The sequence below is a fragment of the Hungatella hathewayi WAL-18680 genome, assembly GCF_000235505.1.
GTDB classification, from domain to species: domain Bacteria; phylum Bacillota; class Clostridia; order Lachnospirales; family Lachnospiraceae; genus Hungatella_A; species Hungatella_A hathewayi_A.
On record NZ_JH379027.1, the window covers coordinates 393337 to 413265 of the forward strand.

Annotated in this window: 22 protein-coding genes and 1 tRNA gene; 15 read left to right on the top strand and 8 right to left on the bottom strand. The window is 49.6% G+C overall.

The genetic code is table 11. The annotated features are described in order from the left end of the window. Nucleotides 1-112: 112 nt before the first annotated feature. From HMPREF9473_RS01900 to HMPREF9473_RS01910, 3 genes are all read left to right on the top strand, one after another. Nucleotides 113-2212: a flavocytochrome c gene (locus HMPREF9473_RS01900; RefSeq protein ID WP_006778358.1), complete on the top strand. Its 2100-nt coding sequence runs from the start codon at nucleotides 113-115 to the stop codon at nucleotides 2210-2212. A gap of 163 nt (nucleotides 2213-2375) precedes the next feature. Next, a tRNA-Gly gene (locus HMPREF9473_RS01905) sits at nucleotides 2376-2448 on the top strand. A 75-nt stretch (nucleotides 2449-2523) separates the two neighbouring features. Further along, entirely contained in the window at nucleotides 2524-3246 is a 723-nt protein-coding gene (locus HMPREF9473_RS01910; RefSeq protein ID WP_006778359.1) for a DUF5131 family protein, read from the top strand. Nucleotides 3247-3310: 64 nt separating this feature from the next. On the opposite strand, the gene HMPREF9473_RS01915 is transcribed toward HMPREF9473_RS01910, so the two are convergent. The 7 genes from HMPREF9473_RS01915 to HMPREF9473_RS01945 all read right to left on the bottom strand — a co-directional run bounded on the left by HMPREF9473_RS01915 (nucleotide 3311) and on the right by HMPREF9473_RS01945 (nucleotide 9276). Next, the gene (locus HMPREF9473_RS01915; RefSeq protein ID WP_006778360.1) at nucleotides 3311-4387 is read right to left on the bottom strand and encodes an ABC transporter permease; all 1077 of its coding nucleotides are present in this window, start codon (nucleotides 4385-4387) and stop codon (nucleotides 3311-3313) included. After that, complete coding sequence (locus HMPREF9473_RS01920; protein ID WP_006778361.1) at nucleotides 4365-5255, bottom strand: ABC transporter ATP-binding protein; 891 nt, start codon at nucleotides 5253-5255, stop codon at nucleotides 4365-4367. The genes HMPREF9473_RS01915 and HMPREF9473_RS01920 overlap by 23 nt, the downstream gene beginning before the upstream one ends. After that, nucleotides 5231-6013 (bottom strand): hypothetical protein, encoded by a 783-nt coding sequence (locus HMPREF9473_RS01925; RefSeq protein WP_006778362.1) that lies wholly within the window; start codon nucleotides 6011-6013, stop codon nucleotides 5231-5233. Before HMPREF9473_RS01925 ends, HMPREF9473_RS01920 begins: the two co-directional genes overlap by 25 nt. Further along, nucleotides 6003-6542, bottom strand: a complete 540-nt coding sequence (locus HMPREF9473_RS01930; protein ID WP_034857809.1) for an RNA polymerase sigma factor — start codon at nucleotides 6540-6542, stop codon at nucleotides 6003-6005. Before HMPREF9473_RS01930 ends, HMPREF9473_RS01925 begins: the two co-directional genes overlap by 11 nt. Nucleotides 6543-6737: 195 nt before the next feature. Further along, nucleotides 6738-7793: a fibronectin type III domain-containing protein gene (locus HMPREF9473_RS01935; RefSeq protein WP_006778364.1), complete on the bottom strand. Its 1056-nt coding sequence runs from the start codon at nucleotides 7791-7793 to the stop codon at nucleotides 6738-6740. A 99-nt stretch (nucleotides 7794-7892) separates the two neighbouring features. After that, nucleotides 7893-8369 (bottom strand): SAM-dependent methyltransferase, encoded by a 477-nt coding sequence (locus HMPREF9473_RS01940; protein WP_006778365.1) that lies wholly within the window; start codon nucleotides 8367-8369, stop codon nucleotides 7893-7895. Between the two features lie 88 nt (nucleotides 8370-8457). Continuing rightward, a complete protein-coding gene (locus tag HMPREF9473_RS01945) occupies nucleotides 8458-9276 on the bottom strand; it encodes a MerR family transcriptional regulator (protein WP_006778366.1) in 819 nt (272 codons plus the stop codon). Nucleotides 9277-9529: 253 nt separating this feature from the next. On the opposite strand from HMPREF9473_RS01945, the gene srtB reads away from it, so the two are divergent. The 4 genes from srtB to HMPREF9473_RS01965 all read left to right on the top strand — a co-directional run bounded on the left by srtB (nucleotide 9530) and on the right by HMPREF9473_RS01965 (nucleotide 13162). After that, entirely contained in the window at nucleotides 9530-10303 is a 774-nt protein-coding gene (gene srtB / locus HMPREF9473_RS01950; RefSeq protein WP_157140194.1) for a class B sortase, read from the top strand. A 67-nt stretch (nucleotides 10304-10370) separates the two neighbouring features. After that, on the top strand, nucleotides 10371-10802 hold the full coding sequence (locus HMPREF9473_RS01955; protein ID WP_006778368.1) for a DUF3788 domain-containing protein: 432 nt from the start codon (nucleotides 10371-10373) through the stop codon (nucleotides 10800-10802). Nucleotides 10803-10981: 179 nt separating this feature from the next. Further along, nucleotides 10982-12487: a hypothetical protein gene (locus HMPREF9473_RS01960; protein WP_138669831.1), complete on the top strand. Its 1506-nt coding sequence runs from the start codon at nucleotides 10982-10984 to the stop codon at nucleotides 12485-12487. Nucleotides 12488-12628: 141 nt separating this feature from the next. Further along, a complete protein-coding gene (locus HMPREF9473_RS01965) occupies nucleotides 12629-13162 on the top strand; it encodes a nitroreductase family protein (RefSeq protein ID WP_006778370.1) in 534 nt (177 codons plus the stop codon). A 60-nt stretch (nucleotides 13163-13222) separates the two neighbouring features. On the opposite strand, the gene asnA is transcribed toward HMPREF9473_RS01965, so the two are convergent. Next, nucleotides 13223-14230, bottom strand: a complete 1008-nt coding sequence (gene asnA, locus HMPREF9473_RS01970; protein ID WP_006778371.1) for an aspartate--ammonia ligase — start codon at nucleotides 14228-14230, stop codon at nucleotides 13223-13225. A 239-nt stretch (nucleotides 14231-14469) separates the two neighbouring features. Here asnA and HMPREF9473_RS01975 point away from each other — a divergent pair, with 239 nt between their 5' ends. The 8 genes from HMPREF9473_RS01975 to atpG all read left to right on the top strand — a co-directional run bounded on the left by HMPREF9473_RS01975 (nucleotide 14470) and on the right by atpG (nucleotide 19903). Beyond that, nucleotides 14470-14820: an AtpZ/AtpI family protein gene (locus tag HMPREF9473_RS01975; RefSeq protein ID WP_006778372.1), complete on the top strand. Its 351-nt coding sequence runs from the start codon at nucleotides 14470-14472 to the stop codon at nucleotides 14818-14820. After that, nucleotides 14813-15223, top strand: a complete 411-nt coding sequence (locus tag HMPREF9473_RS01980; protein ID WP_006778373.1) for a hypothetical protein — start codon at nucleotides 14813-14815, stop codon at nucleotides 15221-15223. The genes HMPREF9473_RS01975 and HMPREF9473_RS01980 overlap by 8 nt, the downstream gene beginning before the upstream one ends. Before the next feature lie 37 nt (nucleotides 15224-15260). Beyond that, on the top strand, nucleotides 15261-15974 hold the full coding sequence (gene atpB, locus HMPREF9473_RS01985; RefSeq protein WP_006778374.1) for a F0F1 ATP synthase subunit A: 714 nt from the start codon (nucleotides 15261-15263) through the stop codon (nucleotides 15972-15974). A 110-nt stretch (nucleotides 15975-16084) separates the two neighbouring features. Further along, nucleotides 16085-16342, top strand: coding sequence for an ATP synthase F0 subunit C (gene atpE / locus HMPREF9473_RS01990; protein ID WP_006778375.1), 258 nt, complete (start codon nucleotides 16085-16087; stop codon nucleotides 16340-16342). Nucleotides 16343-16386: 44 nt separating this feature from the next. Next, entirely contained in the window at nucleotides 16387-16902 is a 516-nt protein-coding gene (gene atpF, locus HMPREF9473_RS01995) for a F0F1 ATP synthase subunit B (RefSeq protein WP_006778376.1), read from the top strand. Next, complete coding sequence (gene atpH / locus HMPREF9473_RS02000) at nucleotides 16890-17438, top strand: ATP synthase F1 subunit delta (RefSeq protein WP_006778377.1); 549 nt, start codon at nucleotides 16890-16892, stop codon at nucleotides 17436-17438. The genes atpF and atpH overlap by 13 nt, the downstream gene beginning before the upstream one ends. Nucleotides 17439-17477: 39 nt before the next feature. Further along, nucleotides 17478-18980 (top strand): F0F1 ATP synthase subunit alpha, encoded by a 1503-nt coding sequence (gene atpA, locus HMPREF9473_RS02005; protein WP_006778378.1) that lies wholly within the window; start codon nucleotides 17478-17480, stop codon nucleotides 18978-18980. 65 nt (nucleotides 18981-19045) lie between these two features. Then, nucleotides 19046-19903, top strand: a complete 858-nt coding sequence (atpG, locus tag HMPREF9473_RS02010) for an ATP synthase F1 subunit gamma (RefSeq protein ID WP_006778379.1) — start codon at nucleotides 19046-19048, stop codon at nucleotides 19901-19903. Nucleotides 19904-19929: the final 26 nt, after the last annotated feature.

A 19929-nucleotide genomic window follows, 5' to 3' on the forward strand; every position in this document is an offset into this window, starting at 1 on the left:
CGATTTTGGCTGGACAGCTATACAAAAGTACAAGTTTTCGACACATTAGTCCATTTTACCGGAAAACACTTGTTGGTATAATAAGTTAAAGATTTAACAAATGGAGGTAATTATGAGACGGAAATTAGCTTTTTTATTGGCGGCATCCATGGTTTTGGCCGGGTGCAGTGCGAAGACTTCCCAAAAGGAACCGGAGCAGTCTGTGGCGGAAACAGAATCCACCGCGTCAGAGGGCATGTATAAGGCCGGAACCTATGAAGGAAGCGCAGAGGGATTTGGGGGACCTTTGACGGTCAAGGTGACATTGACCGATGACAGCATCGAGAAGGTTGAGGTGGTTTCCCACGGCGAGACAGAAGGAGTCGGAACAAAGGCGATTGATGCCCTTCCGGCAGTCATTGTGGAACAGAATTCTCTGGATGTGGATATGATAGCGGGGGCAACGATTTCTTCCAAGGCCATTATCACGGCGGTGAAAGACGCTATGAAAGACTTTATCCAGACAGATTCCACACCTTTAGCGGACGGCGTTTATACTGGAGAGGCCACGGGCTACCAGGGACCGCTGAAACTGGAAGTGACCATCGCAGACGGTAAGATTGATGATATCAAAATTCTGGAGCATGTGGAGACAGAGGGCATCGGTACAAAAGCTCTGAAGGCAGTACCGGAGCGGATTATAGAGAACCAGTCCATTGCTGTGGATGCACTTTCCGGCGCCACATCGAGCAGTAAGGCGGTATTGGCAGCGGTGACCAGCGCATTGGAGACGGCAAATGCAGATTTATCGGTATTTATGAATAAACCGGTGATGGAAAAAGGCGAAGCAGTGACCGTGGATGCGGATGTGGTTATCATCGGCGCCGGCGGAGCCGGAATCACGGCAGCGATTGAGGCCAAGAACCAGGGCGCTGAGAAGGTAGCCGTGATTGAGAAGATGGATATCACCGGTGGAAATACCAGAATGTCCGGAGGCGAGTTTGCGGCTCCAGGCAACTGGATTCAGATAAAGGAAGGCATCACGGACGACAGCGTGGACCAGTACTACGAAGATATTTTAAAGGGCGGATACAACCTGGCCAATCCTAAATTAGTCCGCATTATTGCAGAGCAGGCGCTCCCGACCGCTGTCTGGTTAAGAGATGAGATTGGCGTTAAATTCCGCGATAATCAGAGCTGGTATGGAGGACATGCCGTGGCACGTACTCTGTGGCCGGAAGGCGATGGCCCTGCTTACGTGGATACACTGGAGGCCAAGGCCCGCCAGCTTGGCGCGGAGTTCTACCTTCAGACAGAGGCGACCAGTTTACTGACAGACGAATCTGGGAAAATAGCCGGCGTCAAGGCCGTACATAAGAGCGGAACGGAGTACACCTTCAACGCTTCTTCCGGTGTTATCGTCGCGACAGGCGGTTTTGGTGCCAATGTGGAAATGCGTGAGGAGTACAATACCTTATGGCCGACTCTGGATGAGTCCATTCCAACCACAAACAGCCCGGCTATCACCGGCGACGGTATCCGCATGGCGCTGGATGCAGGCGCTAACGTTGTAGGCATGGATAAGATTCAGCTCTACCCGGTAAACAATCCTGCAACCGGTAATTACTATTACATCGATTATGCAAGATTAAATTCCACGGCTCTTCTCGTAAACAAAGAAGGACACCGTTTCGTCAATGAGAAGGGAACCCGTGATGTCATCTCCGATGCGACCTTAAAGCAGACGGACAGCATGGTTTACGAGATTATCGACGCCGATGTGGTTGCGGAGCAGAAGCTGTACGAAGAATACCAGGCAGAAATTGACCAGTGCCTGAAGAAAGGTGTTCTGGCGATTGGAACATTAGATGAAGTATGTGCTCATTTTGATGTTCCTGCAGAAGAGGTGAAAAAGAGCATTGAGCGCTATAACAGCCTGGTGGAATCCGGTGAGGACACCGATTTTGGCCGTACGGATAACTTCAACAAAATTGGGGATGGTCCTTACTTCATGTTCTCCAGCGTTGTGTCGGTTCACCATACCATGGGTGGTTTGGAAATCGATGAGCTGGCCCGTGTGATTGACAAAAACGGGGACGCTATTCCGGGACTTTACGCTGCCGGAGAGGTAACCGGCGGTATCCATGGTGGAAATCGTCTCGGCTCCGTTGCAGTACCGGATACGGCTATCTTCGGCAGAATCGCCGCGGAAAGCTGTGTAAAACAAAAATAATTTGATGAAGTCCGCCTGCCCAACTCTCCTGGCAGGCGGATTTCATTTGATGGAAGAAAATTCCTTTCTTAGTTGCTTTTTTTTGATAAAAAAGTACTTGCAAAAATAAAAAAGTTATGCTAGAATTTAGCTTGTTGTTGAGAGCATCTTAACAATTAGCTATGCGCGAGTGGCTCAGTTGGTGGAGCGCGACCTTGCCAAGGTCGAGGCCGCGGGTTCGAGTCCCGTCTCGCGCTCTTTTTATGCCCAGTAGATACTGGGCTTTTTGTTTATCATGATGTATGTCGTGCTGCATGAAGAGGGGGATGGATATGAACTGGGAACCATGGACGGGGTGTTACAGGGCCAGCGAGGGCTGTGCGAATTGTTATTTTTATGGGCCGCATGCGAAGCGGTATGGGCAGAATACGATAGAGAAGACGGACAAATTTGACTGGCCTGTCAGGAAGAATGCAAAAGGGGAGTATAACATAAAAGGAAATAAGATTCTTGCGACCTGTTTTGCGACGGACTTTTTTCTTCCGGAGGCGGATGAGTGGAGGAAGGAAGCCTGGGCCATGATCAAAGAGAGAACGGATATTGACTTTTTGATATTGACGAAGCGGATTGACCGTTTCCTGGTATCACTTCCGTCGGACTGGGGAGACGGATATGACAATATTAATATTGGGTGCACGGTGGAGAACCAGAAATTGGCAGATGAGAGACTGCCCCTGTTTTTATCTTACCCGATAAAGAGGCGATTTATCGCCTGTGCGCCGCTTCTGGAGGCCATTGATTTGACACCTTATCTTCACGGGGTAGACCATGTGAGCGTAGGCGGAGAGACCGGGCGGGAGGCCAGAGAATGCAATTACGACTGGGTGCTGGATATCCGGGAGCAGTGCGTAAAGGCGAATGTGACCTTCTGGTTTAAGAACACGGGTTCGCTTTTTCGGCGTGATGGGGAGTTGAAAAAGATAAATCCCTTCAAGGAGACTGGAATGGCGAAGGAGCTGGGGATTAGTATATTGGACGGGAAACGATTGTTTTAACAAGCAGTAAAAAGATAACATGTAATTTTCTATGTGTTATCTTTTTACTGCTTTTTTCCGTTCTTTAAGCCACCTGATGGGTGGAAAACGTATGCCGGCAGAAGAAAACAGAGCCGGTGCCAACCACGATGGCCAGCAGCAGGATTGCCCAGAACAGGGAATATTCTGTTCCGGCGATGGAGAAACCGCCTGCTTTTAAGAACTGGGAGATATTCATGCTGTTGACGGGCATCACGGCGATGAAACGCTTCAGTGCCGGATTGCCCGGATTCAAAAACATCGGTACCACATAAACAGCAGTTACTGCCACGATGGAGGTAAAAGAGGTTTTGCTGACAGCGGAAAATGCCAGCACCAGCCCATTTAGTGTCAAAGTGGAGAGGATGGAGGCACCGCTCATCAGCAGAGCCGCCTCATAACATTTTAACGGCTTTCGAACCCTGGTATAGAGAAGCAGTTCACTGAGCTGAATGTCTGAGTTCCATCCTACAAACCCCTTCGCCAGAAAGAGCATGGAAAATCCGAGCGCCAGGATTGTGATGACCAGAAACAGGGAGAACAGGAAGGAGGCGATGATTTTTGCTTTCACGCACTGCCGTTTTCCCTTTTCAGAGGTCAGAATCAGGGCATCCATTCCGCTTGTGTACTCTTCCGAAAACACAGGAGAGATGACAATGATTATGACTAGTCCTGCCAGCAAAACCACATAGGACATGCTGTAAAGGAGCGCCTCCCACCGGGAGGAAAAACCAAGAACCAGCGGTTCTTCAAATTCGGGAAATGCCTCCGCCACCGTCTTCCCATTCCAGGACCCGTCCGCATTGGCAAATACGCTGGCAATTGGCGTGTAAACCTGGTTAAGAATATCGAGCTGTGAGTCCACCGTGCCTGAAAATTCATTCAGGATTTCCTGTACCTTCTCATCGGTCAGCGCTCCCTGATAGCGCAGTGTCAGCTCCTCGTTGTAATCAGCCGCCTCCTGCCCGAAAAGCATCTCTCCGCTGGGCAGTCTCGCCCATTCGTTTCCGGAGACCCAGGAAAACAGCATCACTATCATGATCACACTGAATAATCCAAGTGTGACATAGACCAGTTTTTTCTTTAACAATTTCGTCATCTCAAATCGCACCAGTTGTCCCATATCCATCCTCCTCATTAAAATAATACAGATATAAATCTTCCAGATTCGGTTTCACCGGTATTGCGTCCGGAGCAGGTTTTTCTTTTGCAATTACCCGCAAAACCGCATTATTTCCCTCATTTCTCAGATTGCCGATCACATATCGCTCCGTCCATCGATGGACCTGCTGTTCCGGCACCCGGCATTCCCACACATATCCGCTGACTTCCTCCGTCACCCGCTCCGGACTTCCACGGTGGATGAGCTGGCCGGCCTTCATCACCAGTATTTCGTTGGCGATATACTCGATATCGGACACAATGTGGGTGGAGAGCAGGACAATCTTGTCATTGGAGAAGGAGCTGAGCAGATTGCGGAATTTCACCCGCTCTTTTGGGTCAAGGCCCGATGTGGGTTCATCCAGTATCAGAATTTTGGGGTCATTTAACATGGCCTGGGCAATTCCCAGCCGCTGTTTCATTCCACCGGAAAATGTCCTGATTTTTTTATCTTTCACATCCATAAGCCCGGTTGTCTCCAGAAGTTCCATGGATTTTGTCACGGCGGCGGTTTTGCTTAATCCTTTCAGGGAAGACATGTACATGAGAAATTTAAACGCCGTGAATTCCGGGTAATAACCGAAGTTCTGTGGCAGGTATCCCAGTATGCACCGGTACTGTTCCCCCATGTCTTCGATGGGCTGGCCGTCGTAATAAATCTGGCCGGATGTGGGGCGGTTGATGCCGCAGAGCATCCGCATCAGAGACGTTTTCCCGGCTCCGTTGGCTCCGAGGAGTCCATAAACCCCGGCTTTCAGCGTGCATTCCATTCGGTCCACCGCGATTTTGCTGCCATAACGTTTGGTTAATCGGTCGATTCGAAGTTCCATAATGATTCTTCCTCCTTGTCAAATTGATGAATGAGATGATAGCCCATTCCAGCCAGAAGCGCCTGGCTGACAGCCACCACCAGCCAGATACAGCCCTGGCCGGCCAGCCGCAGGAACCAGGTTATCTGAAACAGTCCGTATCTCTGGGCGGCCAGCCCGGCAAGTACCATCAGGATACCGGCCGCCGCCAGCACAAACCCGTCACAGCGCCGTTTCAGGACGTGAAACAGTCCCAGATAACAGGCGGTGGAGAGGTTGAAGGGCACTGCAAGATAGTAAAATGCTTCCGCCGCCCCGGTGCCCTGGCTTCCGGCCGCGGCTATCATGGTGAGGAGCAGAATTCCGTCCACAATGCCGAATAGAAGTATTTTCAGCAGGATGACCTGCCGCAGATTGTAAAAACAGCTTTCTTCCAGCTCCCACATTCCGTTTGAAAAGCTCTTGGCCAGTTCAGGGACGCCAATCAGGCCGATGAGCGGGATGAAGGCGGACAGGCTGGCGGCGGTTACCCCTTCCTCCCCAGCCAGGAGAAACAGGATACCGAGCGTCAGGACCATGAATTGAAGAGCCCAGGTGCGGGGGGATAAGTAGGCGGCCTGCTCCAGAATTCTCTGCGCCAGAGGTTTGTGAGGCATCCATGCCATCTGGCTGGCCTCGTGGGCAATCAGGTGATTCAGACGGTCTTTCTGGGCGCCGGTGAGTTGTGGCGCTTCTATATGAAGTAACATGGTTTTCAACTGCATTTCTTCACGGTTCATGGTAATGTTCTCCTTTCTCTCCCAGGAGCAGCTTCAGTTTCTCCATACCCTGTCGCAGTCTTGACTTGGCGGTGGGGAGACCTACCCCGGTAATGGCGGCAATCTCACGGATTTTCATATCGTAGTAAAAGCGGAGAATGACGGTCTCTTTCTGGGGGGCAGGAAGTCTGGCGAGGGCTTTTTGAATGTCGTCCCGGATTTCTGCCTGGGCGAAACGTTTCTCCTCCACGGGAATGGTTTCCAGATATTCTTCCTCCGTTGGAATGGGGGAGGAAGTCCGGAAATAGTCTTTGCAGACATTGACGGCGATGGACAAAAGCCAGGCCTTGAACTTGTTCTGCTCCACGTAGCTGTCCAGGAAGCGCACCATTTTTAAAAATGTCTCCTGGGTGCAGTCCCAGGCGGCGTCCTCACTGCCGGTGCGGTACCAGCAGAAACGGTAGATATCCTGGTAGTATTTTTGGGCCAGAACGTCCAGAAGCTCTTTTTCACCCTGTTTAATTTTCCTGATGAGTTCACGGTCCTTCAAGTGGTCTGGCACCTTCCTTTGCTCTTGAGTGTTTATAAAACGTTTTATACCAATATAACGGGGGATTTGGGGAAAAGGATTCATAAGATTAGAAAAAATAAAATTTGGGAAGAAAAGAGAACGCCCAAGGGGGAAATCCCTTAGGCGTTTTCTGGATTGGCGATTAATAAGTGATAGGACTTGTTTGTTAGTTGTTTACTCGCAGGTCTTGTGACAGGTATCCCGGCGGACACTGGAACAGCATGGGCGGGTTACCGGACAGCAGGAGGGAGGAACTGGGCAGCATGATGGAGGCACCGGGCAGCATGATGGCGGTACCGGGCAGCATGACGGTGGTACTGGACAGCATGGCGGTGGAACCGGGCATGGCGGCGGCACTGGGCATGGCGAAGAGGTGCAGCTGCCTGTGACAGCATAGACGGGGGACGACAGCGCGCCCTCAACACCATTTCGAAATGCCGCTATCCGATAGAAGTAGGAGGCATTTTCTTCCAGCCCTTCATTGAGATAGTATGGGGTATTCACAATGGTAATCAGCGAGTAAGGTCCGGCTTCGGATGCGGAACTGCGGTACACATAGTAACCTTCGGCTGTTTCGACGGCATCCCAGACTAACAGGACACTGTGGCAGCTTTCCGTAAATGCGCTGACGTGTTCCGGGGCGGGAAGAATATCCGGTAGTGGCCCGAAGGTGGTGGCCGCGGCGGCATCGCTCAAGATGCCCGCGATTCCGCCTACGATGGCGATGACGCGGTAAAAATATGTCGTCGAGGGTAACAGCCCCTGGTCGATATGCTGTGGCTGGGTTGAGATGCCAATCATGATGAACGGACCCTGCAAGGATTCACTGCGGTAAATCTGATAACTTCCTGCTCCCGCAACGGCGTCCCAGGTTACCAGAATGCTGGTTTCACTGAGGGCCTCCGCACGAACATCCTGTGGAGCGGGAGGCAGCTCAGCGCTGGGGGTGGTGGCGTTTGCCGGGTCGGAAAATCCGCCTGTCTCGATGGCATTGTGAGCGGCTACCTTATAATAGTAGGTGGTGCTTGCCGACAGCGTGTCATCTATATAGGCGGTTGACGGGGTATCTCCTATCTGTCCGTAAAGGCCGTCTTCCGTTTCGCTTCTGAAAATATAATACCCCTCCGCATCGGAAACTGCATTCCAATGAAGCAGAATCTGGGTAGCGCTTATGGGGGCTGCCATTAAATTTACGGGAGAAGGGATTGCATACAAAGAATCATTACTCATATTAAAATCTCCTCGATATTAATCGTTATATGAGTATGATATGAGCCTGTATCAAATTGTGTTCAAGCTCTGGCTTCTGCGTGCCATTTCCCAGAATGTTTAAAAGTTGAAAACGTCCTCCCAGTCAAAGTCACCGGAATCCTCAATACTCCTTGGCCAATGGCCGCACCAGGCCGGCACGCCCGGAGTCTCAACCCGGTCAAGGCTGGGTGTGTAGGGCTTGAGGTCCAGAACGGGGGTGCCATCATTTGCATCGATATACGCAAGCTGAATGATTCCGTTTTGATAGCCAATGTGGATGATTTCTGACGTGGATAGGGCGATGGGGTTTGGGCGGACCGGGGACCTGGTGGCGAAAATGCCCATGGTTTCCGGTGCGTTTTTATAGGGCTGGGGGGTCTGGAGTACGGACCTGGCTTCCTCGCTGTCAAAGTCACTGAACCACCAGATGACATTGAGGTGGCTGAAGCCATCCAGGGCCTGCAAGGCAGGGATGTACTCCGGGTTGATGATGAGGAGGCAGCCCTCCTCGTTGTTTTGGATTTTCCCGATGGGATGTACCTGATAATTGTTCATATGTAATTCCTCCAATCGTTTGTTGTAAATGGAGGATAAACCCTGACACCGTGTGAGAGTCAAGTTGGAATATTCGGTTATTTCTAGGTCAGGCGTTTTTTAAAGGAATTTGGATTTCCGTCAGGTATTTATCCGGGCATTCCTCATTCCATGGCCCCCGGTGGACAATCTGGCGGCTTGTCTCACCCATCTGATACTGGGAATGTTTTTGCAGCCAGTTGGCAAAGGTGAGATAGGCACCGGCGATATTGCTGAAAGGGCCGTAAACCATGGTGGACGCCATGAGAGGAACGGGCTCCGTGTTGCGGAATACAAATCCGTCCGCAGAGTTCCCCATCCGCTCCACGGGAGCGCATATCTCGATGTCAACGTCTTGCTCCCGGTAGTCGGTGTCGTGATAGATGGTAAAGGTCTGGTGGGAGACCGGGATATTGTGTTTGGCGGCGAAGGCGGACATTTCCTGCCATAAGTCCCCCTCCGAATAGTAATCTCTCACAATCCGCCGAAGGGAGAGTACCTGATAGGAAGGGATTGATTTGATGGAAATGTGATAATGTATTTCGCTGTTGTCTCTGTTCAAGAGTTCATTTCTGGCAAGCTCGATTTTTTTCAGTTTTTCCTGTTCCAGTTGAATTGCAGCTTCAATTTCCTGGTGTTTCTGATTGAGCTGTTCCACGATAAACTCGTCGTCCGTCTGTTTCAGCGCCTTAGCGATTTCCGAAACCTGAAATCCGCTGTCGCGGAGATAGACAATCTTATTGAGAACCGGTATCTGCTCCACCGAATACATCCGATATCCTGTCCACGAATCAATCTGAGAAGGCTTCAAAAGCCCCGCCTCATCATAATACCGCAGCATCCGTACTGAAACCTGCGTCAATTTAGAAAATTCCCCTATTTTAAACATCACCATCACCACCTGTTTCTTATCATTATACACATGGTGGGGGATACTTCAAATGATTTTTATAGAAGGCGGCGTTAAAGTACGAAAATGCCGGTTGACACCGGGAGTTATGGCCGTTACAATATAGATACTATTTTATCTTTTAATCAATAGAAAAGTTCTGAAAGATAGCAGTTCCATGATTTCATTACCCGGATTAAAGAATTAGTTAAAATTTTATCAATGAAATTAGAGCGATTTTGAGGTTGAGAAGGTGATTACAGTAAAAAGAGCGGTTATCAATATTTTTCTATTCTTATGCATAGTGGCAGTAGCAGGGAGTGGGATGCTGCTGGTGAGAGAAACGGTTCATAGCTGGGAGAATCGAGAGGTACTGGAGTCGGCGGCACGGCTGGTGGAGGAAGTGGCGAAGGAGCGGATGGAAGAGCGGGGAGGGGAGGTGGAGAAGGATGACAGACTTTTGGGGTATGACAGGCTGCGGCAGCAGAATCGGGATTTTGTTGGATGGGTTTGTATTGAGGAGACGGGGATCGATTATCCGGTGATGCAGACGAGGACGGGGGAGGATTTTTATCTGGACCATAATTTTGAGGGAGAGCCGAGCGCCTATGGGGTGCCGTTTGTGGATGGGAGTTGTGAATTGGAAGAGGGGGATTATCGGAATGTTGTGGTGTATGGGCATCACATGAAGGATCAATCGATGTTTGCGGATTTGGTACGATATGAAGAGCAGTCATATCAGGAAGAACATTCGGTGATTTTGTTCGATACATGGAAGGAGCGGGGAGAGTATCGGATTATTGGAGTTTTGCGGGTGCCGGATGTGAAAGAGGAGATGTCATTTTACAGAAATATGCAGTGTGGGGATGAGAAACAGTATGAGGCGTTTGTGGATGAGGTGGAAGAGCGGTCTCTGTATGACTGCGGTGTAGGTGACGTGCAAGGAGAGCAGCTCTTGACGCTGGTTACCTGTGAGTATTCCACAAAAGATGGACGAATGGTAGTTGTAGCCAAGAAGATATCGTGATATGCTCATAACATGACAGACTGTTGTCTGAGGCATTTTTTTAAATGGGTAAAAAAGGAGGGGTCACATGTTTGAACGTATGCTTGATAAAAGCAGAAAACCGGATGAGGCGGAAATCAGGGAATATATCGGTGAGGACAGCTACAAGCGTCTGTGCCAGTTTGAGTCAATTCTTTCAGAACAGTACCAGTTATCAAAGGAACTGCGTTTCCCGTTCGGCAATCATTATGGCTGGGGATATAAACTGAGCCATAAATCAATACACCTGTGCTATGCATTTTTTGAAAAAGGGGCTTTCACCATCACGGTACAGATAGGTGACCGCCAGGTGCCCAAGGCGGAGCAGATAATCGCAGAGATGTCGCCGAAGGCCAGGGAACTCTGGGCCAACCGTTATCCCTGTGGGGATATTGGCGGCTGGATTCATTACCGCGTGTTGGAGGATGAGGAACTGGCAGAAGTGATTTCATTTGTAAATGCCAAACGTGCGCCCAAATAGAACATAATATAGCAGGCAGGCAATCTCTGCCAGACTGTATCATCGGGACGGGAAAAAGTAAAGCCAGGATGCTGGGGATTACAATTGGGAAAAATGGGCTGGGAGGGACATTAGGTGTGCATATGTATAGGAGGCAGGTTAAATATACGATAGTGGTTTTTTTAATAGTTTTGTTCTGCATGACTTTATTATCCTGCAGCCAAAAAGCAGCAGTGCCGATGGAAGGTCCGGCCCCGTCAGAGACAGAGCCACTGGAAGGCCCGGCTCCTTCAGAAACAGAGCTGGTGGAAGGTTCTGCTTCATCGAAAACAAAGCCGGACCTGGCCGGGGAGACTGCGAAAGAAGCGGTGAAGCACTATATGGAATTTCTGAAAAAGGAAGACATGTATGAGCTGACCGCATCGCCTCCTTATCCGAGGGGAGACAGCCGGGCGTCCTATGCTATTGGGGACAGCACCGGGGACGGTGTGCCGGAGCTGCACCTGGAGGGCGGAGGACATTACTATATTTATACGTACCGGGAGGGGGAGGTGGCCCTTCTTCTTGAGCTAATCCTGTATCAGCAGCTGACACCGGCAAAGGACGGGACATTGGTGCTATCCAAGCGTGTAGACAGCGGGCCGGATACGATACGGGCGGAATACAGAATACCGCCGGAGGAGGATCTGGCTGCTGAGAAAGCCAGGTTGGACGGCAGTACGGATTACTACGAAGTAATCCGTCTCCTGCCCGATGGGAGTGGCGGAGTAAACATCTCGAGGCTCCATTCCTTTTCAAAGATATTCAGGAACAACCGGGGATTTGCGGAATATGTATACTCGGTTGACGGAGAGGCGTGCACAGCGGAAGAGTGGGAGATACAAGTAGGGATTTTAAATGACAAATCTAAGCAGCTTGCATGGACGGCCATATTTCCCAGGGAGGAATGGGATTATTTAGATGCGAAGGAGGAAGGGAGCGGGGATAACAGTGGGGAGGATAGCGAAGAATGGCAGTTTTATAAACGCATTTTGTCAGGAGACTTCTCTCTGATAGAGATGGAAGATCGGGGACGGCTGGCTTCTTTCTATGAATCCAGTCTCGACCCATCCACCGGAAGAAGTAATTGGAAATATATTCTGCTGGATTTTAATGGCGATGGCATCAGGGATTTATTTATACAGTTCGACTCTGACAGCAGCAATTATACAAGCACAGATTTTTATGATAACAATGTCAGCAGAGGAGTGGCATTGATCTGCTATTCAGCTGAAAAGACAAAGTGTATGATAAGTGATGGGATTACCGGCGTTCGCATGATTCCTTTGAAGAACGGGCAGATTATTTGGCTGGAAGGCTATGCAGCTACAAGAACGCTATTGCTTGGCAGGATGGAACGGGATACAGTCTGGCATGAAACGGAGAAAGCGTTTACAATCTTACACGTGAGTTATGATATAGGCCTGTATTATAATGAGGACTGGTATGAAGAGTGGTACGGACCGGGCCGCAAGGAGGGGGAAACCTATTATTTCGTGCAGAATTATAATGACGGTCATCCTGAAGGTGTGTGTAAGGAGCTGTCAAAGGAGGACTGGAGGAGGCTGGAGGAATGGATGGGAGCCTTATTGATTCCCGACAGCCAATGGGAGCCGGCCTCCGTCTTTCTGCCTGAACGCTATCCCATAAGTTTTAGCCAGGGATGACAGGAGTGCCTTTTTAGCAGTACTGCAGGGTTCCTCACAATCGCAGACTTATATAAATAGAGCAAGAAAGCCCAGTAAAATCAATGGGTTTGGCAATTTGACAATTGCCCATAATATAGCAGAATAAAGGAGAATAACACAATGGAAAACATGGACAAAGATTTTTTGGAATTGGCGGCAAATCGGTATTCCGTGCGTAAATTTATTGACAAACCCGTGGAACAGGAGGATTTGGACAAGATTCTGAAAGCAGGATATCTTGCCCCGACCGCCTGCAACCGGCAGCCACAGCGCATTCTGGTCATCAACAGTGACGAGGGCCGTGCAAAACTGAAGAGATGCACCAAATGTCATTTTGACGCCCCGACCGCGCTGCTCATCTGCTACGACAAAACCGATTGCTGGCAGCGCAAATACGATGACAAAATCAGCGGTGACATTGACGCCAGCATTGTCACAACCCACATGATGCTGGAAGCCGCCGCCACAGGCGTAGGCACCACCTGGGTCATGCACTTTGACCCGGCCGCAGTCAAATCAGAGTTCAAAGTCCCGGAAAGCTATGAGCCCACCGCCCTTCTTATCATGGGCTACCCAGCCCCGGATGCGGCGCCATATCCAGGCCACTCTGAATACCGGCCGATAAAAGAAACGGTATTTTATTATGAGTTTTAAAAGATATCATTCGAAAAAAAATTGCGCATCCCCAATGAGATGCGCAATTTTTATAGTCATTTACAACAGGAAAATATGATTCTTCCGGCACTCTTCCCTCATTTCCTTCGGCCAGATGCTGGCCTGGACTTCGCCGACGTGGGCGCGGTCTAGGAGGAGCATGCAGAGACGGGACTGGCCGATGCCTCCGCCGATGGTGTAGGGGAGTTCTCCGTTTAATAGCATTTGGTGGTAGAGTAAATGGCGGCGTTCTTCACAGCCTGCCTTTTGTAACTGTTCTTCTAGGGCTTTCTCGTCAACGCGGATGCCCATGCTGGAGATTTCCAGGGCGCATTGCAGGTTTTCGAACCAGAACAGGATATCGCCGTTCAACTGCCAGTCATCGTAATCCGGTGCGCGGCCGTCGTGAGGTTCTCCGTTGGACAGCTTCTCGCCGATTTTCATCAGGAAGACACAGCCATGCTCTTTGGTAATCAGGTTCTCCCGCTCCTTTGGCGTTTTGTCCGGATATAAATCCAGCAGCTCCTGGGAGGTGATGAAGAAAATATCCTTCGGAAGATGCTTCACGGCGTTGGGGTATTTATACCACACTTCATGCTGCATATGCTTGATAATTTTAAAGATCAGCCGCACCGTATCTTTTAAGGTCTCCAGATTTCTCTCTTCCTTCGTGATGACCTTCTCCCAATCCCACTGGTCCACATAGACCGAGTGAAGATTGTCTAACTCTTCATCCCGCCGGATAGCATTCATATTGGTATAAAGCCCTTCCCCGGGCTGGAATCCATATTCGTGCAGCGCCATCCGCTTCCACTTCGCCAGGGAGTGGACCACAACCACCGGGTCCTCCGGCATTTCCAGCAAGTCAAAGCTGACCGGCCGCTCCGTTCCGTTCAAATCGTCGTTGAGACCGCTGCTCTGCTCCACGAAAAGCGGTGCGGAGATTCTCTCCAGATTCATCTCTTTTCCCAGTTCTTTCTGAAAGGTATCGCGTATGTATTTGATGGCTTCCTGTGTCTCGCGGACACTCAGATGCGGGTCGTAATCTTTTGGTATTGTTAAATTCATGGTATAGCCCCTCTCAAGATTTTATCTTCCTTATGGTACCATTATTGGCTCAAACATGCAAGTCATGACAGGCAAAAAGAAAGACTGCGTTAAATAAATATCAAACAATTAGAAAGATTTAGTGAAATTTTGGTATTTCGTATAAAAAATGTAGGAAATACACATGAATAATAGACAAAATAAAAAACTTTGGTTATAATATAGGTTACATGCGCAAAGATAGAGAAAGAGGTGGGTGAATGAAATACAAGAAGAGTGTATTTCGCAGTCTGAGCCTGGTGACGCAACTGGGGCTCAGCGTTATTACGCCCATCTTTTTGTGTATTTTTGCGGGCAACTATATCGACTCCCGGTTCGGGACAAAGACGGTGGTGCCCTTTCTTATCGTGGGAACTTTGGCAGGCGGCCGGTGCGCTTATGTGCTGGTGAAGAAGATGATTGCCGCGGAAGCGAGAGACGATGAGAAGGCGCGGGCGGAAATGCTGAAAGAGGCGAGGGAACATCCAATGCCCACAGTTGTGAAGCCCAAACAGCCAAGCCGTGTCCGGACCAGCAGGGATGAGACAGACAGGGAGGATGGGAATGTCTAAAAATATGATACGTCTCGTTCTTGAGATGTCCGTCGGTATGCTGTGCTACGTGTTACTATTGGGTGTGCTTGGCTGGCTGCTTCATGGCAGCCTGGGTTTTGTGCTGCCTCCTGTTTTATTGGGGCTGGCGGCCGGCTTCGTGTCGGATGTGCTGATGTTAATCCATATGGCTTATATCACAGAGCGTGTGGCGGACAGCATGGACGAGGCGTATGCCAACAAAACCACAATGATTCATGCCATGATTCGTAAGGTTGTGTTTATCATTGTCCTTGTATATCTCGGTACGAGACCACAGATTAACCCGGTAGCAATGATTCTCGGGGCCTTGGGCCTCAAGGCTGGAGCATTTCTTCAGCCATTCGTTCACAGGGCCTTCTCGCGCGGCGCAGTGACACACTGATAAGCGGAAGGTATCTTTTAAGAAAGGAGGACGGTGTATGGGAATGATGAAAATGCCGATAATAGCCAATGAACCTGATTTTATGATTCATGGCGTACTGAAGTATCATGCTTTCGGACAGGAAGTATGGATTACCACGACAACCATAGGAGCGTGGCTCATTACCCTGACATTACTGCTGATAGGGTTTATCGCCAGCAGGAAGTTGAAGAACGCGACCGATGTGCCTGGAACGTTCCAGAATATGCTGGAATATGCCATGGAGATGCTTGACAAGATGGCAGAAGGCATTCTGGGCGGAAATGCAAGGCGGTTTGTGAATTACATCGGAACGATATTCTTATTTATCTTATTCTGTAATTTAAGCGGGTTGTTTGGACTCAGAGCGCCTACGGGTGATTTCGGTGTGACGTTTTTGCTTGGTATGTTTACATTTTTTATTGTCAACTATCAGGGTATCAAAAATCGGGGCGTGGGACATTTTACAAGTCTGTTTCAGCCGATACCGATATTGTTCCCAATTAATGTTATCGGTGAGATAGCAAATCCCATCTCGATATCCCTGCGTTTGTTTGCAAACTTACTGTCAGGTATCATCATTATGGGACTCTGGTACGGCATGATGCCATGGTTCGCCAAGATCGGTATTCCGGCGGCATTACATGTGTACTGTGATTTATTCTCAGGATGCATTCAGACGTATGTATTCTGTATGCTGACTATGGTTTATATTAACGACAAAATGGAGTGACGAAGTCACGGAATGCTACGCAAACGCAGCGTAGCGGAGTTCGCGTTTCCCGTAAGGGCACAGTGAAGCAATAAATATATTTTATTATATTAATCTAGGAGGATTTTAACATGAATGGTATTTCAGGACAGGATTTTATCTATGGATGTTCAGCGATTGGTGCAGGTCTTGCAATGATAGCCGGTATCGGACCTGGTGTAGGTCAGGGTATCGCAGCCGGTCAGGGCGCCGCAGCCGTAGGCCGCAACCCAGGCGCAAAGTCTGACATTACATCCACCATGCTTTTAGGTCAGGCCGTTGCCGAGACAACCGGTCTGTATGGCCTTGTTGTTGCTATTATTCTGATGTTCGTAAAACCTTTCAGCTAAGGAGAAAAGACATTGGAAAATAGAAACAGGAAGGAGGCAGAACCTTGGAACGTTTAATAGGATTTGACCCGCAGCTGCTGTCAGAATTATTCTTTACAGCACTCAATATATTTGTTCTGTTCTTTGGATTATCCTATCTGTTGTTCAATCCGGCGCGCGACGTGCTGGAGAGGAGAAGGCAGAAAATTGCCGGGGAACTGGCTGAGGCAGCGAGCGACAAGGAGTCTGCGGCTGCAATGAAGGCCGAGTATGAAGAGAAGCTGAAAGAAATTTCGAAAGAGGCAGATAACATTCTGGAGGACGCGAGAAAGAAAGCGAAGGCCAGAGAGGCGGAAATCATCGGGGAAGCCAAGCAAGAGGCAGCCAGGATTATGGATAGAGCCAATCGTGAGATTGAATTAGAGAAGAAGAAGGCCTTAGATGACATGAAACAGGAAGTTGTCTCCATCGCATCCATGATGGCAGGCAAAGTCGTAGCCGCTTCCATAGATACCACGATTCAGGATACCCTGATTGACGAGACTTTGAAAGAGATGGGTGAGAGTACATGGCAAAGCTAGTATCAAAAGTATACGGCGATGCGTTGTTTGAGGCAGCCCAGGATATGGGGAGTATAGACGCCACATATGAGGAAGTTCTGGCGCTCCAGTCCATATGGCAGGAACAGTCCGACCTTGTGCAGTTATTGAATCACCCTCAGATTGTAAAGGAAGAGAAAATCCAGGTCATTAAAAATATTTTTGACGGAAAAGTCTCTGACGGAGTGATGGGTTTCCTGGCAACAATCGTTGACAAAGGAAGACAGCAGAGTATTCCGGATATCTTTGTCTATTTTATCGACAAGGTGAAGGAGTACAAGAAGATAGGTACTGCATACGTAACCAGCGCCGTGGAACTGAGCGAGACGCAGAAGTCCCAGGTGAAAGAGCGGTTGCTGGCCACCACCGTGTATAAGGAATTTGAGATGAATTATACCGTGGATGAGTCCCTGATTGGCGGAATGGTGATCCGCATCGGCGACCGGGTGGTTGACAGCAGTATTAAGACCCAGCTGTACGAGCTTAAGAAGAGTCTTCTTAACGTGCAGATGGTGTAATGTGAACATTAAATATTTAGGAAAGAGGTGCGAACCTTCATGAATTTAAGGCCAGAAGAAATTAGTTCTGTGATTAAAGAACAGATAGAAAAGTATTCTACCAAACTTGAGGTGTCTAACGTTGGCACGGTCATTCAGGTTGCCGACGGTATCGCCCGAATCCATGGTCTTGAGAGCGCTATGCAGGGTGAACTTCTGGAGTTTCCGGGAGAAATCTATGGCATGGTTTTGAACCTGGAGGAGGATAACGTTGGTGCCGTACTTCTCGGTGATACCAGAAATATCAACGAGGGCGACACGGTTAAGACGACCGGAAGAGTGGTGGAAGTGCCTGTTGGCGACGCCATGACAGGACGTGTTGTCAATGCACTGGGACAGCCCATCGACGGCAAGGGACCGATTGAGACAGAGAAGTTCCGCCGTGTGGAGCGTGTTGCCCACGGTGTTATTGAGAGAAAATCCGTAGATACCCCGCTTCAGACCGGTATCAAGGCGATTGACGCCATGATTCCCATCGGTAGAGGACAGCGTGAGCTGATTATCGGCGACCGTCAGACAGGGAAAACGGCGATTGCCATCGATACCATTATCAACCAGAAGGGCCAGGGCGTACACTGTATCTACGTTGCCATCGGCCAGAAGGCTTCCACGGTTGCCAACATTGTGAAGACACTGGAAGAGTTCGGCGCTATGGACTATACCACCATCGTGGTATCCACAGCATCCGACCTGGCTCCTCTTCAGTACATTGCTCCATACTCCGGCTGCGCGATTGGCGAGGAGTGGATGGAGAATGGCGAGGACGTGTTAGTAGTCTATGATGATTTGAGTAAACATGCGGCGGCATACCGTACATTATCCTTATTGTTAAAACGTGCTCCGGGACGTGAGGCGTATCCTGGTGATGTATTCTATCTGCATTCCAGACTGCTGGAAAGAGCGTCCAGACTGTCCGACGATTTGGGCGGCGGTTCTCTGACAGCACTCCCGATTATCGAGACCCAGGCGGGCGATGTATCGGCTTATATCCCGACCAACGTTATTTCCATCACGGACGGCCAGATTTATCTGGAGACCGAGATGTTTAACGCCGGTTTCCGTCCTGCTATCAACGCAGGTCTGTCCGTATCCCGAGTTGGTGGTGCGGCCCAGATTAAGGCGATGAAGAAGATTGCCGCTCCGATCCGTGTGGAACTGGCACAGTACCGTGAGCTTGCTTCCTTTGCACAGTTCGGTTCCGAGCTGGATGCGGCTACCACAGAGCAGCTGGCGCAGGGCGAGCGCATCAAAGAGGTGCTGAAACAGCCACAGTATCAGCCAATGGCCGTGGAGTATCAGGTTATGATTATCTATGCGGCAACCAGAAAATATCTTCTGGACATCCCGGTAGATGAGGTTCTGGAGTTCCAGAAAGAGCTGTTCAAGTTTATCGATGCCAAGTATCCTGAGATTCCTGAGAAAATCAGGACTAGCAGGGAGATTACACCTGAGATTGATGAACTGCTTGGAAAAGCGATTACGGAATGCAAGGCAGAACGCTAGTGGCAGGGAGCGGAACGTCCCCTTCGCATCCGCTTAGGGGATTGTAGAAAGGCAGGTGAGACATCATGGCATCCATGAGAGATATAAAACGTAGAAGAGCAAGCATTCAGAGTACGGAGCAGATTACGAAAGCCATGAAGCTGGTCGCCACAGTCAAATTACAGAAATCCAGGGTAAAAGCGGAGAATTCCAAACCCTATTTTAACCTGATGTATGAAACCATCAGTTCCATGCTGCAGAAGTCGGGAACGATTCATCACAAGTATCTCCAGCCGGGCAATACGAACAAGAAGGCGGTTGTGGCCATCACGTCCAACCGTGGACTGGCCGGCGGTTACAACAACAATATTGTGAAGCTGGTGAGCAGCGAGCTTCCGGCGGCGGACACCTATGTGTACGCCATCGGCAAGAAGGGCCGTGACGGCCTGATTCGGAAAGGGTTTGAGATTAAGGCTGATTATCATGACGTCATCAATGAACCGATGTATCGTGACGCGGCCGACATCACCCTGGAGCTGCTGGATTCCTTTGCACAGGGACAGATAGGGGAAATCTATCTGGCTTATACTTCGTTTAAGAACACGGTGGTCCACGAGCCGAAGCTGATTAAACTGCTTCCGGTGGAGATAGATTTAAGCAAGGTGGACCCCAACGCCAAGGCGGGCGCGCTGATGAATTACGAGCCGGCTGACGAGGAGGTATTGGACGCCATCGTTCCGAAGTATATGAGTAGTTTGATTTATGGTGCTTTACTGGAAGCGGTTGCAAGCGAGAACGGGGCCCGTATGACGGCCATGGATTCGGCAACCAGCAATGCGGAGGAGATGATTGACGCGTTGAGCTTGCAGTACAACCGTGCTAGACAGGGTGCGATTACTCAGGAGCTTACTGAGATTATCGCCGGTGCCAACGCAATCGGTTAATGTGATATCTGAATGACTTAAAAAGA

Bases quoted from the DNA above. Each gene is read 5' to 3' on its own strand.
- HMPREF9473_RS01900 (WP_006778358.1), top strand. From the start codon at position 113: ATGAGACGGAAATTAGCTTTTTTATTGGCGGCATCCATGGTTTTGGCC.
- HMPREF9473_RS01910 (WP_006778359.1), top strand. From the start codon at position 2,524: ATGAACTGGGAACCATGGACGGGGTGTTACAGGGCCAGCGAGGGCTGT.
- HMPREF9473_RS01915 (WP_006778360.1), bottom strand. From the start codon at position 4,387: ATGGGACAACTGGTGCGATTTGAGATGACGAAATTGTTAAAGAAAAAA.
- HMPREF9473_RS01920 (WP_006778361.1), bottom strand. From the start codon at position 5,255: ATGGAACTTCGAATCGACCGATTAACCAAACGTTATGGCAGCAAAATC.
- HMPREF9473_RS01925 (WP_006778362.1), bottom strand. From the start codon at position 6,013: ATGAACCGTGAAGAAATGCAGTTGAAAACCATGTTACTTCATATAGAA.
- HMPREF9473_RS01935 (WP_006778364.1), bottom strand. From the start codon at position 7,793: ATGAGTAATGATTCTTTGTATGCAATCCCTTCTCCCGTAAATTTAATG.
- HMPREF9473_RS01940 (WP_006778365.1), bottom strand. From the start codon at position 8,369: ATGAACAATTATCAGGTACATCCCATCGGGAAAATCCAAAACAACGAG.
- HMPREF9473_RS01945 (WP_006778366.1), bottom strand. From the start codon at position 9,276: ATGTTTAAAATAGGGGAATTTTCTAAATTGACGCAGGTTTCAGTACGG.
- HMPREF9473_RS01955 (WP_006778368.1), top strand. From the start codon at position 10,371: ATGTTTGAACGTATGCTTGATAAAAGCAGAAAACCGGATGAGGCGGAA.
- HMPREF9473_RS01960 (WP_138669831.1), top strand. From the start codon at position 10,982: ATGACTTTATTATCCTGCAGCCAAAAAGCAGCAGTGCCGATGGAAGGT.
- HMPREF9473_RS01965 (WP_006778370.1), top strand. From the start codon at position 12,629: ATGGAAAACATGGACAAAGATTTTTTGGAATTGGCGGCAAATCGGTAT.
- asnA (WP_006778371.1), bottom strand. From the start codon at position 14,230: ATGAATTTAACAATACCAAAAGATTACGACCCGCATCTGAGTGTCCGC.
- HMPREF9473_RS01975 (WP_006778372.1), top strand. From the start codon at position 14,470: ATGAAATACAAGAAGAGTGTATTTCGCAGTCTGAGCCTGGTGACGCAA.
- HMPREF9473_RS01980 (WP_006778373.1), top strand. From the start codon at position 14,813: ATGTCTAAAAATATGATACGTCTCGTTCTTGAGATGTCCGTCGGTATG.
- atpB (WP_006778374.1), top strand. From the start codon at position 15,261: ATGGGAATGATGAAAATGCCGATAATAGCCAATGAACCTGATTTTATG.
- atpE (WP_006778375.1), top strand. From the start codon at position 16,085: ATGAATGGTATTTCAGGACAGGATTTTATCTATGGATGTTCAGCGATT.
- atpH (WP_006778377.1), top strand. From the start codon at position 16,890: ATGGCAAAGCTAGTATCAAAAGTATACGGCGATGCGTTGTTTGAGGCA.
- atpA (WP_006778378.1), top strand. From the start codon at position 17,478: ATGAATTTAAGGCCAGAAGAAATTAGTTCTGTGATTAAAGAACAGATA.
- atpG (WP_006778379.1), top strand. From the start codon at position 19,046: ATGGCATCCATGAGAGATATAAAACGTAGAAGAGCAAGCATTCAGAGT.